Raw genomic sequence first — 13,187 nt, forward strand, 5'->3', positions numbered from 1 at the left:
AGATTCATTAAATGCCTCTCTCTTCACCAAATAAAGCGACGTTGTGCTCGGTAATATCTACATACCTAATCACACTCCTATTATTACCGGTAATAGCCTCTACACCTGGCGATAGTAATGAACGGACAAACCTTTCTTACACGCAACAAATTAGCTTACCTGATAGTGAAACCAATTCATTTTCAATCAATTGGCAATGGGTAGACAAAGAAGGTAATAACTTCAAAATAAAATCATTCTTCGATACTGATATCGTCGAAACTTCATTGTTAGACAGTTATAAACTGTCATTCTCATTAAGTAATCCAATCAAAGCAATTCATACCTACTTAACACCAAGGCTTGAATTCGCGATTGAGCGGATTAATTTTTACACCCCTGATGAACAGAATAAAATAATAGACATCAGATACGCATTTACCAATAAAGATGAGAGCAATGCATCACAGCTATTCTGGCAAGCGTATAACCAATACCAGAATGACGCCTTTTACCACCTAAAAATAACGCCATGTGTACACCCTGACAATAAAGAACTACCTTGCGTTAGACCTAATTACTCCCAATTATTTTATGAATATAGAGCCTACCTAAAAGATATCGCAACACAATTATCCGAACAACAATCCTTTGTCACGGCCGTAAAAAATGCACGACACTGGGTCTATGAGATACCAGATAGAGCAGAGCGTGATGATAGCTTTTTCTCACCGATTAGCGTATTAAAAACCAACGAGGCTGATAGTGATGAAAAAGCACTGCTACTCGCATCATTGATAAGTCAACTTGCCCCTGAATATGAACTTTTCATGCTATATCCATCGAGTAGTATTGGCAGTGTATCTCCAGTATGGCTAACAATAGAGAGCAAAAGTGGTGTTGAAGGCCAACAAATAGTAATCAATGACAATCAATATACTGTGATATCAGGATCAAAAGTCAAACTCGATAAAGTGCTGTCTTCAAATACAGAACTGATTAGTGAATCATTATATTAATGATCTATGACCACGCATAGGCAATGACTTCAAAATAATCATTGCTGATCAACAATTCTGTTTATCAACACAATACTTCCAGCGTTAAATCAGGTATAAATAAAAGTTCATTGTTACCCGATTTAATTACGCTGTTAGGTTTTGATATGTCAGAAAATGATACCCACATAAATAAAGTTGAATCGAGTATTTTAAACAGTATTCAACAATTACGTAAAGTTGCCAAAGAACGAGGTATCGACGGTATGTTGACGGTAAATAAACATACCACATTTGAACACAGAGCTATTCTGCGTGTTAACCAAGAAAAAATAAAGCAGCAACAGAACCTAGAAAGTATTGTCATGCGTGCGAATAACTTCTGTGATGACGTCACTTGCGAAAATATCGATCCTGACTGGCTCAGCGCATTTATGTCGATGGCAAAAGATATTTCAGGCCTGCATATGCAGACCCTCTGGGGACAAATATTTGCATTAGAGTTAAGTCACTCGGGGAGTTTCTCGGTAAAATCATTACGGACGCTCAATCAAATGACCCAACGTGAAGCGCAAATGTTTCAGGTGGCTTGCAATTTAAGCTCGCAAGTTGGTAATGATTCAAACCGTAAGATTGTATTAAACTGCCAGGACAACAGTAAAAGTTTTTTATTATTCAATAAACCACAATTTAAATCGATTAACTTAGGCCGCCACAAGCTACCTTATAGTAGTTTGCTGACATTATCGGATCTGGGTTTAATTCATCATAACGAATTAGAAATGGTTAACTTACCTTTAGATAAAGAGCTGCCGATCATCTATGGGGAAGAAAAATTAACAATGAAAGTAAAAAATCGGTCATCTCGGATGAAATATTATCGTTTTACTAATATTGGAGATGAACTGGCTAAACTCATCCCCCACGAAAGTAAGGGTGAATATTTCGTTGAACTCACCAATCATTTACATAACGCCTTTCATTTTTAACCGCTATGCCTTAGCGACAACAAAGAACGGATTCAGTACGGACTCTTGATGGTTATATAATAACGGTGAACCATCAAGTTGAACAACGTTAGCACCAGCTGCGCAAGCAACTGCATGTCCAGCCCCCGTGTCCCACCAACATGTTGGACCTAAGCGTGGATAGCAATGTGCACTTCCTTCGGCAATCAAACAAAACTTCAGTGAACTACCAACCGGAATAATATCAGTATCTTTATAGCGTGTTAAATATAGCGCCATTTCAGGGCTTGCATGAGAACGCGAACCAACCACTTTAACAACGTCATTATCAGGTACCGATATAGCCTTTAATTGAGTGGTATTACCATCATGTAATAAAAATGCACCTTCACTCGTCGTATAGTAAAGTTTGTCTAACACTGGTGCATAAACAACACCTAATATTGGTTGCTGATTATGCACCAAGGCGATATTAACGGTAAACTCACCATTACGCTTAATGAATTCTTTAGTGCCATCAAGGGGGTCGACTAACCAGAACGTTTGCCATTGCTTTCGCTCACCCCAAGAGATACCAGTCCCCTCTTCTGATAAAATCGGAATATCAGGCGTTATAGTGCGTAAACTTGCGACGATAATATCATTAGCCGCAATATCAGCTTCCGTCACAGGTGAATTATCATCTTTCATATCGACATGAAAATCACGTTGATAAATATCTAAAATTTCTTGTCCTGCTGCCACTGCAATATCATTAATCTGACTGACTAAATGATCAATTGAACTATCTACTAAACTCTCTATTGAACTATCCATTTATTCGTTACCACTCCCTTACTAACAAACGATTTTTACAAAGATATTTATAAAGAATCATTTACAAACAGTTACTTAATATGACCTTGTTGTGAAAGGTAAGTCACAATCTGTTGCACTGATATCGACACTGGGTTATTACCATTATCTAAATACAATTCTGGTTCAATTGGCGCTTCATAAACAGAATCAATACCAGTAAAGTTCTTGATTTCCCCTGCGCGTGCTTTTTTATAAAGTCCCTTCGGATCACGTTGCTCACAAGTCGCAAGATCAGCATCTACATGTATTTCAATAAACTCACTATCACCGAGTAATGAACGGACTAGCTCACGCTCTTGGCGATGTGGAGAAATAAACGCTGTTAATACAATAACACCCGCATCAACCATTAACTTTGCCACTTCTCCCACTCTGCGAATATTTTCTTTACGATCAGCATAGCTAAAGCCCAGATCACCACATAAACCAAAACGCACATTATCACCGTCTAATAAATAAGTGTGGTAACCGGCTTTGTGTAATTCATTTTCTAACGCGCCCGCGACCGTTGATTTACCTGAGCCACTTAAGCCAGTAAACCATAATACACAGGGTTGTTGTTGTTTGTTTTCTGCTCTTGCTGCTTTATCAACACTATGTTGGTGCCATACGATATTGTCTGTTGCTGGTACTGTTACGCCAGCATCACTTTCCTTGATAATTGTTGTCATTACACACTCACAGATAAAATGGGAATACATATGGGATCATGATTAATACCACAGTGGAATAGGCGATTGATGTCGGTACACCAAGCTTAAGATAGTCTGATAGCGCATAATTTCCGGCACTATAAACCATTAAATTTGTTTGATAGCCATAAGGCGAAATAAAACTGGCACTGGCGCCAAATATCACCGCCATGATGAAAGGTAATTCGCTCACGCCATAACTTTGTGCCAAGCTAAAGGCAATAGGGAACGCCAACGCGGCAGCAGCATTATTAGTAATTAATTCACTTAATAATAGCGTAGCAAGATAAGTCGCAATAAATGCAGCGAGCACCCCCCTACCATTAAACGCCTCTAATAAAGAACCCGCTAATAAATCAGATACGCCCGTCGTTTGCAGCATATTAGACAACGCTAACGCACTCCCAACCACAATCCAAAGCTCAAGCGGTAAACGTTTGCGGATCTCTTGCCAAGATAATGTGCCACTCATGCATAATAGCAACACGAATATAACCAGACCTTTCAATAATGGTAGGGTTCCTGTGAGCGCAAACGCAATCGTCGTGATAAACCCAGCTAAAACGCCAACGCTTCTATGATCACTTAAGCGTGTCGCCGTATCAAGTCCGCTGACGACGACAAAATCACGGTTCAAATCTTTACTGTTTTTAAATTCAGCGCCTGGGGCTAATAATAAAGTATCACCAGCACGTAAACGTACATTACCTAATCCCCCGCGTAATGGACTATGACCACGGCGAATAGCCACAACCACAGAATCAAAATGAGCCCTAAATTTACTTTCTTTGAGGGTCAAGCCATTAAGTTTTGAAGAATGACTGACGATCACTTCAACAAGATGCTGGCCATTCAATTCACCTTGGCCGAACAACTTTAACCCTTTAATGTCTTGCAAGACACCGACAGAGTCGACATCACCACAAAACAACAACTGATCGTCTGCTTGTAATACTTCTTCTGGACAAACAGGACAAATGACCTCGCCATCCCGTAATATTTCCGCAAGATATAGCTGTTTTAGCGCACGCAAATTGTTTTCTGCAATGGTTTTACCAACCAGTTCTGAATGTGGTTTTACATGTGCTTCTAAAAAATAAACTAATTCTTCCGTCTCATCCTGGTTATGGTCGGGTAATCTATGGCTCATGGTGATAAGAACAAGCATACCCGCGAGGAAACCTGCTAAACCAACAATAGAAAATTCAAAAAATCCTAACGAGGGAAGCCCCGCATCAACCACAAAACTATTCACAATAAGATTGGTTGAGGTGCCAATCAAAGTCAAGGTACCACCAAAAATGGCCGCATAAGAAAGGGGAATAAGGAGTTTAGTAGGTGCATGGGTATTATTACGCTTCACCGCTCCAATCAGTGATGCAACAACAGCAGTATTATTGGTAAAAGATGATAAGAGTGCCGTAGAAAAACCTAGCTTAGCCACCACAACAGTAAAACGGCCAGTAGATAACTGCCGTCCAATCCAACTAATTAAGCGTGTTTTTTCAATGGTAATCGAAATTAATAATAATAAAATTAATGTGATAAGAGAAGGATTGGTAAATCCAGCCATGACCTGTGGCATCTCAATAGAGCCAGACAAGTAAGCTAAAATAACCATCGCACCAAATAAACTTGAAGGTCGAAACTTACCTGAAATAAGTAAACCTATAAAGATCACCAGTACAACTAAAATACTTCCCTGTATCACATTCATAACAACGCCTACAGCTTGCTAATATCAATAGCTTGCCATTTCGGGAAATGCTTGCGTACTAACGCATTCAATTCAACTTCAAACTCACTAAATTCATGTAAGTTAGTACTTCCCTTCGTATCGAGGACTTGCTCAATCATACCTGCACCAACGGTAACATTGGTTAAACGGTCGATAATAATAAAGCTACCCGTATCGGCAACAGCCTTATAATTATCAGCAGGAACGGCTTCGGTCAGTGTTAACTCACATAAGCCAATTTCATTCAATGCTAGTTCTGATGCCACTGATTCTTCCAGCGTATTAACATCGACCTTATTACGGATCACAGTAAATTGACCGGTAGTCTTTTTACTGGCTAATTTGATATCGTATTGACGACCAATTTCAAGCGCTTGATCTGACATCCACACAATATTTGCCAATAGCGAATCAGACAATATTGGCTGATTTTTAGCTGATACTAAAATATCACCACGACTGACATCAATTTCGTCTGTAAGCGTTAGCGTGATCGCTTGATCTTGATGCGCTGAAGTCAGCTCACCATCAAAAGTAACAATCGATTTAACCGTACTTGATTTACCTGATGGCAATGCTATAACTTCATCACCAACATTGATTTGGCCTGCAGCGATCGTACCAGCAAAACCACGAAAATCGAGATTAGGGCGATTAACATACTGCACCGGTAATCGGAACGGTTTATCAAGCGAGCCATCTGAAGTATCAACGGCTTCTAAACATTCTAATAATGTACGGCCCTTGAACCAAGGTGTACGTGTAGAACGGTCAACAACGTTATCACCCTCTAACGCCGATAGCGGGGTAAATTCGATGGTAATGTCGTTTAACTTTTCAGTAAAACCTAAATACTCTTCTTTAATTTCTTCGAAACGTTGTTCAGAAAAGTCCACGAGATCCATTTTATTAATCGCGACAACAAAATGTTTAATACCCAATAGTGAAGCAATATAAGAGTGACGCTTGGTTTGTGTTAATACGCCTTTACGCGCATCAATCAAGATCACCGCAAGATCACAAGTTGAAGCGCCAGTTGCCATATTACGGGTATATTCTTCATGTCCCGGTGTATCAGCAATAATAAATTTACGTGTAGCTGTCGAGAAATAACGGTAAGCCACATCAATGGTGATACCTTGCTCACGTTCAGCCGCAAGGCCATCAACCAACAACGCTAAATCGATTGCTTCACCGGTTGTACCTGATTTTTGACTATCAACATGTAACGCTGCTAATTGATCTTCATAGATCTGATGCGAGTCATGTAATAAACGACCAATAAGGCTACTCTTACCGTCATCAACACTGCCACACGTTAAAAAACGTAATAAGCTTTTGTGCTGTTGTTGGTGTAAGTAGGTTTCGATATCTGTTTGTGCTAATTCATTTGCTATTTGATTGTTCATCTACCCTGCTCCTACCTAGAAATAACCTTGACGTTTCTTCTGCTCCATTGAAGCTGAAGAATCATGGTCAATCATACGTCCTTGTCGTTCACTGCTTGTTGCCAGTAACATCTCTTCAATGATCTCAGGTAATGTTAACGCTTCCGATTCCACCGCCCCTGTTAATGGGTAACAACCAAGAGTTCTAAAGCGCACCATTTTCTCTTCGATCTTCTCGCCTGCTTGTAACTTCATGCGATCATCATCAACCATGATCAACGCACCATCACGTTCAACAACAGGACGTTTCGCAGCAAGATAAAGTGGCACAATTTCGATTTGTTCTTGATAGATATATTGCCAAATATCCAATTCAGTCCAGTTTGATAATGGGAAAACACGAATGCTTTCGCCTTTATTTACCTGACCATTATAAGTACGCCATAATTCAGGTCGTTGGTTCTTCGGATCCCAACGATGGTTCTTATCACGGAATGAATACACACGTTCTTTAGCGCGTGATTTTTCTTCATCACGTCGTGCACCACCGAAAGCGGCATCAAAACCATATTTATCCAGCGCCTGTTTCAGGCCTTGGGTTTTCATAATATCGGTATGCTTTGAACTACCATGCTCAAATGGACTACAGCCCATCGCGAGCCCTTCTGGATTCTGGTGTACTAGCAGGTCAAAACCGTATTTTTCAACCGTCTTGTCACGAAACTCAATCATTTCGCGAAACTTCCAGTTAGTATCAACATGTAATAATGGAAATGGGATCTTACCTGGGTAAAAAGCCTTACGAGCAAGGTGTAGCATCACTGATGAGTCTTTACCGATTGAATACATCATTACCGGATTATCAAACTCTGCAGCTACTTCCCTGATTATGTGGATACTTTCAGCTTCCAGCTGTTTAAGGTGGGTCAACCTCTGTTGATTCATCTTCTACTCCATCAGACCAAATTGGATAATTTCATATCGTTTGGATCAATATAGCCCCTTTACTTATAACCGACAAAGAACATAAGCTGATTTTTTATAACTTTTAGGAATATAGGCGGTATTAAAGGGGATTATAGATAGATAAAAAACATTATTTATCGGAATAAATTAGAATCTAAAACAACAAGTTATATTGTTCGCTATCATTATCACCAGCAAGGCCGACATATAAACCAATTAAACGAATACTACGTTGTTCTTGCTTTGTCAGTGCCTGTGCAAACAAATCTGTAAAGAGATGTTCGTCGAGTGTGGTAATACTCTGCTCTTTACTCGTAAGGGTAAAATCATTGAACTTCAATTTAACACCTTGCTTAGTAATACGCATATCAGGATCCGCTTTTTGTAAGCGTTGCAGCAGGGTTTGATACAACTGCGGAAATAAAGCCATGCATTGTTCTAACGTGACAATATCTTCGGGTAAGGTTATCTCTACCCCCACCGATTTACGATTGCGTTCGTTACACACAGGGCGATTATCAATACCCTGACAGCGCTCTAGCAGGCTACGACCGAGCTTACCAAAGCTCTCTATAATATCTTCAGCTGGAAACTTTAGTACATCGGCGCAAGTATACAGTCCAACGCGATTAAGCTTTTGCCAAGTCACTTTTCCCACACCCGGGATCTTATTCAAGGGTAAATCAGCAACGAAGGGTTTAACCTGTAATGGAGTGATAACAAACTGTCCATTGGGTTTATTAATATCGGATGCCACTTTAGCTAAAAACTTAACCGGAGCAACACCTGCCGACGCAGTAAGTGCCAACTCAGATTCAATGGTTTTACGAATATCTTCGGCAATCAACGTCGCACTACCCGAGAATAACTTACAGTCAGTAACATCTAAATACGCTTCATCTAACGACAATGGTTCGATCAAATCAGTATAACGAGAAAATATTTCGTGGATCTGACCTGAGACTTCTTTATATACCTGCATACGTGAAGGCACTAATGTTAAGTCAGGGCAAAGTTGCATGGCTTTATACGAAGACATAGCCGAACGCACGCCATATTGACGGGCTATATAATTGCATGTAGCAATGACACCACGGCGGTCACTCATGCCACCAATCGCGATAGGGATATCTTTGTAAGCAGGATTGTCCCTAACTTCTACGTTGGCGAAGTAAGCGTCCATGTCGATGTGGATAATTTTTTTCATAAGCTTAACGAGTCATAACCAACTAATTAGTTCGGCATAAATAGCACTGTATAAAAGACCAGTTAATTATAAATAAAATTAATCCAGAGAACAAATAATTAAATGAAAAATAGCGGAAATAAAAAGGAATACCGGAAGAATAAAAGAGATGTATTGAAGAAGGATAAAAGTAACAATTACAAATAAAACAAGGCGCAAATGCACCTTGTTATCTTTAGTTAATAGAATCTATAAAAGCGAATTAAAATACATAACCTACACTAACCATGTATACCAATGGGTCGATGTCTGTTTTAGCTTTAACATCAGCACCATTTAACTTAAACGTCACATCAGTACTGATATCCGCATACATTACTGATGCATTAACTAGCCATTTTTCATTGATTTTATAATCCATACCAACTTGTGCAGCAAAGCCAAGCGAGTTACTCAAATCTAAATCAGTAAGACCTTTCGAAGCACCATTTTCATTAAATTTAGTGTCATAGAATACTGTATAGTTAAGTCCGGCACCTACATAAGGACGGAATTTAGAACCAGAATTACCAAAGTAATATTGAGCTAATAATGTTGGTGGTAAGTGATGAACCTCTGCAATATCACCACCTAAGCTATCAAGACCAACATCATGCGAGAATGGTGTTGCCGCAACCAATTCAATACCGATATTATCTGTAGCCATATAAGTGAAGTTTAAACCAAGTTGAGTATTATCACTCACTGTAAACTCACCGAACGCCCCACCTACATTTTCACTTGATTCATTTGGCGCAACCATAATAGCACCTGCACGAACAATAATATCACCTTGTTGATGAGCAATAGCAGGGGCTGCAAGCGTTGCTGATAAGAGAGAGGCAGTGATTAATCCAGATAATATTTTCTTGTTCATGTAGAGCTCCATCAATATGGTATGTTTTTCATTTCAAATACAGTTTGATTACACTTGATGTTCTTGGACATCATTTGGTAACAAACAATTAACTTAGGTGTACTTTGCCACATACACGAAACATCATATTGATATAGATCAACCAGCCCACAGATACCTCTCAATGAGTACCAGTAAAGTTGAACTATTTAATTTGTATTGATATTTAAGGATTATTTATATTATTAAAATATAATCATTCAGAAGAGTACGCGTTATTGCACAAGATTTTGAAGGGACTTTGAGGAAACAGGAAAGCGCAATAAAGCTATAAAGTACGTCCCGCACTTTATAGCTAGATGCTTGGCATAAACTAGATGATACGGTTTTCGTTTAACATCTTCTGTTTAGCTTCTTCTTTTGCCATTTTAGCTTTGCGTTTATCACATGGATCGGGGCAATCACACGCCTTTTCCATACCTAAACCACTAATACCACCACAGCTGCCTGTGATAGATTTTTCTTGCACGATATAACCGATAGACATACCAGCAATAACTAACGCAAAAATAACAAATGTTGCAGCAAAATAAGCCATATTAGCCTCTATTTTAAATAAGGTTCGAACTGTTTGGTATACACTTCATTATAACCTGAATCTGACTTCGAGATCATCAATACAGCTAAACCTTGCTGCTTGGCAAATTCAAGACCGTCTTTTTCCCCCATGACCATTAACGCTGTTGCAAGTGCATCAGCCGTCATTGACGAAGTGTGAATGACTGTCACAGAAACCAGTTTGTGTTTAATTGGTTTACCGCTTACAGGGTCAATAGTATGCGCAAACCGCTCACCATTAAGCTCGTAATAATTACGGTAATCACCTGATGTCGCAATTGCATTGTTACCAACCGCAATCACTTCTTGCACACTTTGATTGTCACTCGTCGGTTTTTCAACCGCAACCTGCCAATCAATACCGCGCGCATTAACACCATTAATACGTAGTTCACCGCCCACTTCGACCAGGTAGTTTTCAATACCTAATGAAGCAAAGTAATCGGCGATAACATCAACGCCATAACCTTTGGCAATCGAAGACAAATCAACGTATAACCCATCAATGTCTTTGCTTAATGTCGTTTTGGTCGCAGCTAAATGCTGAATACCAATACGCAGCTTAATAGTATCTAGTTGTTCTTGTGATGGTACTTTTTCCGGTTTATTATCCGGACCAAAACCCCACAAGTTAACTAACGGACCAACAGTAACATCAAGTGCACCATTCGTCAGCTTATTCAAACGAAGAGCTTCTAGCACTACTTTCGCCGTATCTGTTGACACTTCAAAACCAGTCACTGCCACGCTTTGATTAAAGCGCGATAACTCTGAATTAGGACGATAAGTCGACATCTGGTCGTTCACTAATTCTAAACGTCTATCAATCTCGATTTGGATATCTTGCTTATCTTGTTCAGACAGTGGGAACCCCACGACCTTCATATGATAAGTAGTACCCATAGTAGGACCAGAAAACAGCACTTCTTCGGTACTTTTTTGTTCACTACAACCAAGAATGAAAATGGCTAGCCCCATCAGAGCTAGCCATCGATACATCGATTTGAATTGAATCAAAAAATATTAGCCAAAGTCATCTAGCATGATATTTTCATCTTCAACACCAAGGTCTTTCAGCATACCGATAACAGCCGCATTCATCATTGGTGGACCACACATGTAGTACTCACAATCTTCTGGCGCTTCGTGATTACCTAAGTAGTTCTCAAGGATCACGTTATGGATGAAGCCTGTGTAACCTTCCCAGTTATCTTCTGGTTGTGGATCACTCAGTGCAACATGCCATTCAAAGTTTTCGTTCTCTTTTGCAAGCATATCGAAATCTTCAACATAGAACATTTCACGCTTAGAACGCGCACCGTACCAGAATGAAACTTTACGTTTCGTATCTAAACGGTTTAACTGATCGAAGATGTGTGAACGCATTGGCGCCATACCAGCACCACCACCAACAAATACCATTTCATTGTCAGTTTCTTTTGCAAAGAACTCACCAAATGGACCTGAGATAGTCACTTTGTCACCCGCTTTTAAGCTGAAGATGTACGAAGACATTTTACCTGCTGGTAAAGATAGATCACGCGGCGGTGGCGTAGCAATACGCACGTTAAGCATGATGATACCCGCTTCTTCTGGGCAGTTAGCCATAGAGTAAGCACGGATAGTATCTTCATCAACTTTAGATTCAACATCAAAGAAGCCAAAGTGTTGCCAATCGCCACGGTATTCTTCTGGAATATCATAGTCTGAATATTTAACGTGATGAGCAGGCGCTTCAATTTGGATATAACCACCGGCGCGGAAAGGAACCACTTCACCGTTTGGAATAGCCATTTTAAGTTCTTTAATGAAAGTTGCTTTGTTATCGTTAGAGATAACTTCACATTCCCATTTTTTAACACCAAAGATTTCTTCTGGCAGCTCAATATCCATGTCAACTTTTACACTAACTTGGCATGATAGACGTTCGCCTTCACGAGCTTCACCTTTAGATATGTGGTCAAGTTCAGTTGGTAGAATATCACCACCGCCTGATTTAACTTTTACACGACACTGGCCACAAGTACCACCGCCACCACAAGCTGAAGAAACGAAAATACCGCTTGCAGCGAGTGAACCTAGAAGTTTACCACCCGCACCAGTCACTACAGATTTCTCTGGGTCACCGTTAATACTAATTGTAATATCACCTTCACTTACCAGTTTAGACTTAGCAAACAGAATTACTGTTACCAAGGCTAAAACGATAATTGTGAACATGACTACGCCGAGAATGATTTCCATCGACTTATCCTTTGCTCTTGAAACATGCTGACCGAAGCCAGCTGTTTGTTATAACTGAATACCAGAAAATGACATGAAACCTAGCGCCATAAGACCTGCTGTAATAAAGGTAATACCTAAACCACGTAGACCATCTGGCACATCTGAATATTTCATTTTCTCACGAAGACCAGCCATCGCAACGATAGCTAACATCCAACCTAGACCACTACCAAAACCATAAACCACTGATTCTGTGAAGTTATAGTCACGTTGTACCATGAAAGATACACCACCGAAGATTGCACAGTTAACTGTGATCAACGGCAGGAAAATACCCAGTGCGTTATATAGAGCAGGTAAGAACTTGTCTAACACCATCTCTAAAATTTGTACTAACGCGGCAATTACACCAATGAACGTGATGAAACCTAGAAAGCTTAAATCAGCTTCAGGGAAACCAGCCCATGCAAGTGCACCAGGAGCAAGTACGCTGCCATAAATTACTTGGTTAACAGGGATAGAAATAGTAAGTACAGCTGTTACTGCAACACCAAGACCAATCGCTGTTGTCACTTTCTTAGATACAGCAAGGAATGTACACATACCTAAGAAAAATGATAATGCTAAGTTTTCAATGAAAATAGCACGTACGAACAAACTAATATAATGTTCCAT

The 13,187-nt window shown here is 39.7% G+C and carries 13 protein-coding genes; 2 read left to right on the forward strand and 11 right to left on the reverse strand.

Features of this window, described 5'->3' with window-relative positions; all coding sequences use genetic code 11:
- The first annotated feature begins 11 nt into the window (after window positions 1-11).
- Window positions 12-998, forward strand: coding sequence for a hypothetical protein (locus tag FR932_RS14500; protein ID WP_019441620.1), 987 nt, complete (start codon window positions 12-14; stop codon window positions 996-998).
- A 146-nt stretch (window positions 999-1,144) separates the two neighbouring features.
- Window positions 1,145-1,966: a TIGR03899 family protein gene (locus FR932_RS14505; protein ID WP_019628926.1), complete on the forward strand. Its 822-nt coding sequence runs from the start codon at window positions 1,145-1,147 to the stop codon at window positions 1,964-1,966.
- Window positions 1,967-1,969: 3 nt separating this feature from the next.
- On the opposite strand, the gene cysQ is transcribed toward FR932_RS14505, so the two are convergent.
- From cysQ to nqrE, 11 genes are all read right to left on the reverse strand, one after another.
- Window positions 1,970-2,761, reverse strand: a complete 792-nt coding sequence (gene cysQ / locus FR932_RS14510; protein ID WP_019441622.1) for a 3'(2'),5'-bisphosphate nucleotidase CysQ — start codon at window positions 2,759-2,761, stop codon at window positions 1,970-1,972.
- Window positions 2,762-2,832: 71 nt separating this feature from the next.
- Window positions 2,833-3,474, reverse strand: a complete 642-nt coding sequence (gene cysC, locus FR932_RS14515; RefSeq protein WP_019441623.1) for an adenylyl-sulfate kinase — start codon at window positions 3,472-3,474, stop codon at window positions 2,833-2,835.
- A 7-nt stretch (window positions 3,475-3,481) separates the two neighbouring features.
- Window positions 3,482-5,212, reverse strand: coding sequence for an SLC13 family permease (locus FR932_RS14520; protein WP_019441624.1), 1,731 nt, complete (start codon window positions 5,210-5,212; stop codon window positions 3,482-3,484).
- An 8-nt stretch (window positions 5,213-5,220) separates the two neighbouring features.
- Window positions 5,221-6,642, reverse strand: a complete 1,422-nt coding sequence (cysN, locus tag FR932_RS14525; protein ID WP_019441625.1) for a sulfate adenylyltransferase subunit CysN — start codon at window positions 6,640-6,642, stop codon at window positions 5,221-5,223.
- A gap of 15 nt (window positions 6,643-6,657) precedes the next feature.
- Window positions 6,658-7,566 carry a sulfate adenylyltransferase subunit CysD gene (gene cysD / locus FR932_RS14530; protein WP_019441626.1) on the reverse strand — a complete coding sequence of 303 codons (909 nt, stop codon included), beginning with the start codon at window positions 7,564-7,566 and terminating at the stop codon, window positions 6,658-6,660.
- A gap of 175 nt (window positions 7,567-7,741) precedes the next feature.
- On the reverse strand, window positions 7,742-8,794 hold the full coding sequence (dinB, locus tag FR932_RS14535) for a DNA polymerase IV (RefSeq protein ID WP_019441627.1): 1,053 nt from the start codon (window positions 8,792-8,794) through the stop codon (window positions 7,742-7,744).
- Between the two features lie 241 nt (window positions 8,795-9,035).
- Window positions 9,036-9,689, reverse strand: a complete 654-nt coding sequence (gene ompW, locus FR932_RS14540; RefSeq protein WP_019441628.1) for an outer membrane protein OmpW — start codon at window positions 9,687-9,689, stop codon at window positions 9,036-9,038.
- Between the two features lie 352 nt (window positions 9,690-10,041).
- The gene (gene nqrM, locus FR932_RS14545; protein ID WP_019441629.1) at window positions 10,042-10,266 is read right to left on the reverse strand and encodes a (Na+)-NQR maturation NqrM; all 225 of its coding nucleotides are present in this window, start codon (window positions 10,264-10,266) and stop codon (window positions 10,042-10,044) included.
- A gap of 8 nt (window positions 10,267-10,274) precedes the next feature.
- Complete coding sequence (locus FR932_RS14550) at window positions 10,275-11,264, reverse strand: FAD:protein FMN transferase (protein WP_019441630.1); 990 nt, start codon at window positions 11,262-11,264, stop codon at window positions 10,275-10,277.
- Between the two features lie 45 nt (window positions 11,265-11,309).
- The gene (nqrF, locus tag FR932_RS14555; RefSeq protein ID WP_019441631.1) at window positions 11,310-12,530 is read right to left on the reverse strand and encodes an NADH:ubiquinone reductase (Na(+)-transporting) subunit F; all 1,221 of its coding nucleotides are present in this window, start codon (window positions 12,528-12,530) and stop codon (window positions 11,310-11,312) included.
- A 48-nt stretch (window positions 12,531-12,578) separates the two neighbouring features.
- On the reverse strand, window positions 12,579-13,187 hold the full coding sequence (gene nqrE, locus FR932_RS14560; protein WP_019441632.1) for an NADH:ubiquinone reductase (Na(+)-transporting) subunit E: 609 nt from the start codon (window positions 13,185-13,187) through the stop codon (window positions 12,579-12,581).

The organism is Moritella marina ATCC 15381, assembly GCF_008931805.1.
In the GTDB taxonomy this organism is placed as follows: Bacteria; Pseudomonadota; Gammaproteobacteria; order Enterobacterales; family Moritellaceae; genus Moritella; species Moritella marina.

Bases quoted from the DNA above. Each gene is read 5' to 3' on its own strand.
- FR932_RS14500 (WP_019441620.1), top strand. From the start codon at position 12: ATGCCTCTCTCTTCACCAAATAAAGCGACGTTGTGCTCGGTAATATCT.
- FR932_RS14505 (WP_019628926.1), top strand. From the start codon at position 1,145: ATGTCAGAAAATGATACCCACATAAATAAAGTTGAATCGAGTATTTTA.
- cysQ (WP_019441622.1), bottom strand. From the start codon at position 2,761: ATGGATAGTTCAATAGAGAGTTTAGTAGATAGTTCAATTGATCATTTA.
- cysC (WP_019441623.1), bottom strand. From the start codon at position 3,474: ATGACAACAATTATCAAGGAAAGTGATGCTGGCGTAACAGTACCAGCA.
- FR932_RS14520 (WP_019441624.1), bottom strand. From the start codon at position 5,212: ATGAATGTGATACAGGGAAGTATTTTAGTTGTACTGGTGATCTTTATA.
- cysN (WP_019441625.1), bottom strand. From the start codon at position 6,642: ATGAACAATCAAATAGCAAATGAATTAGCACAAACAGATATCGAAACC.
- cysD (WP_019441626.1), bottom strand. From the start codon at position 7,566: ATGAATCAACAGAGGTTGACCCACCTTAAACAGCTGGAAGCTGAAAGT.
- dinB (WP_019441627.1), bottom strand. From the start codon at position 8,794: ATGAAAAAAATTATCCACATCGACATGGACGCTTACTTCGCCAACGTA.
- ompW (WP_019441628.1), bottom strand. From the start codon at position 9,689: ATGAACAAGAAAATATTATCTGGATTAATCACTGCCTCTCTCTTATCA.
- nqrM (WP_019441629.1), bottom strand. From the start codon at position 10,266: ATGGCTTATTTTGCTGCAACATTTGTTATTTTTGCGTTAGTTATTGCT.
- FR932_RS14550 (WP_019441630.1), bottom strand. From the start codon at position 11,264: ATGGGGCTAGCCATTTTCATTCTTGGTTGTAGTGAACAAAAAAGTACC.
- nqrF (WP_019441631.1), bottom strand. From the start codon at position 12,530: ATGGAAATCATTCTCGGCGTAGTCATGTTCACAATTATCGTTTTAGCC.
- nqrE (WP_019441632.1), bottom strand. From the start codon at position 13,187: ATGGAACATTATATTAGTTTGTTCGTACGTGCTATTTTCATTGAAAAC.